At 67.7% G+C, this 1,149-nt stretch carries 2 protein-coding genes; both read left to right on the top strand.

Annotated features, from left to right (window positions below; genetic code table 11):
• The coding region (locus tag Q9Q40_13720) for a citrate/2-methylcitrate synthase (GenBank protein MDQ7008277.1) at positions 1-588 on the top strand (588 nt) is incomplete at its 5' end.
• Between the two features lie 17 nt (positions 589-605).
• Positions 606-1,149: aconitase family protein (locus Q9Q40_13715; protein ID MDQ7008276.1), on the top strand; the 544-nt coding region annotated here is incomplete at its 3' end.

Raw genomic sequence — 1,149 nt, 5'->3', positions numbered from 1 at the left:
CTGGTGCTCTACGCCGAGCACGAGTTCAACGCCTCCACCTTCACCGCGCGGGTCATCGCCGGCACCGGCTCCGACCTGCACTCGGCCATCACCGGCGCCATCGGCGCGCTGCGCGGGCCCAAGCACGGGGGCGCCAACGAGGTCGCCCACGAGATCCAGGAGCGCTACCCCGACGCCGATGCCGCCGAGGCCGACATCCGCGAGCGCCTGGCGCGCAAGGAGATCGTCATCGGCTTCGGCCACCCGGTCTACACCACCGGCGACCCGCGCAACGAAATCATCAAGCGGGTGAGCGAGGGCCTCGCCGACGAACTGGGCAACCGGCGCCTGTACGAGATCGCCGAGCGCCTGGAACAGGTGATGTGGAGCGAGAAGCGGATGTTCCCGAACCTGGACTGGTTCTCGGCCGTCTCCTACCACCTGATGGACATCCCCACCGACATGTTCACGCCGCTGTTCGTCATCTCCCGCGTCACCGGCTGGGGCGCGCACGTGATCGAGCAGCGTGAGGACGGCAAGATCATCCGTCCCTCGGCCAACTACACCGGGCCGGAGGAGCGCAGCTTCGTCCCCATCGACCAGCGTTGAGGCGCAGCACGGGCGTGATGAGCAACCCCTACCGCAAACCGCTGCCGGGTACGGACCTGGTTTACTACGATGCCCGCGAGGCGGTCGAGGCGCTCTCTCCTGGCGCCTACGACCGCCTGCCCTACGTCTGCCGCGTCCTGGCGGAGCAATTTCTCCGGCACTGCGACGGGCGGGAGCTGGATGCGTCCCTGCGCCAGATCGTGGAGCGCCGGCGCGACCGGGATTTTCCCTGGTATCCGGCCCGGGTCGTCTGTCACGACATACTCGGACTGACCGCCTTCGTCGATCTGGCGGGGCTGCGTGATGCCATCGCCGAGCGGGGCGGTGATCCGGCGCGGGTCAACCCGGTGGTGCCGACCCAGCTGATCGTCGATCACTCGCTGGCGGTCGAGGCACCCGGTTCCGATCCCGATGCCCTGCGCAAGAACCGGGAGATCGAGGAGCGGCGCAACGCCGACCGGTTCCATTTCATCGAGTGGTGCAAGCGGGCCTTCGAGAACGTGGACGCGATCCCGGCCGGCAACGGCATCATGCACCAGATCAACCTGGAAAAGATGTCCT

Source organism: Acidobacteriota bacterium, from assembly GCA_030949985.1.
In the GTDB taxonomy this organism is placed as follows: Bacteria; Acidobacteriota; Polarisedimenticolia; order J045; family J045; genus JALTMS01.
This window is presented reverse-complemented; position numbering and strand designations above follow the sequence as displayed.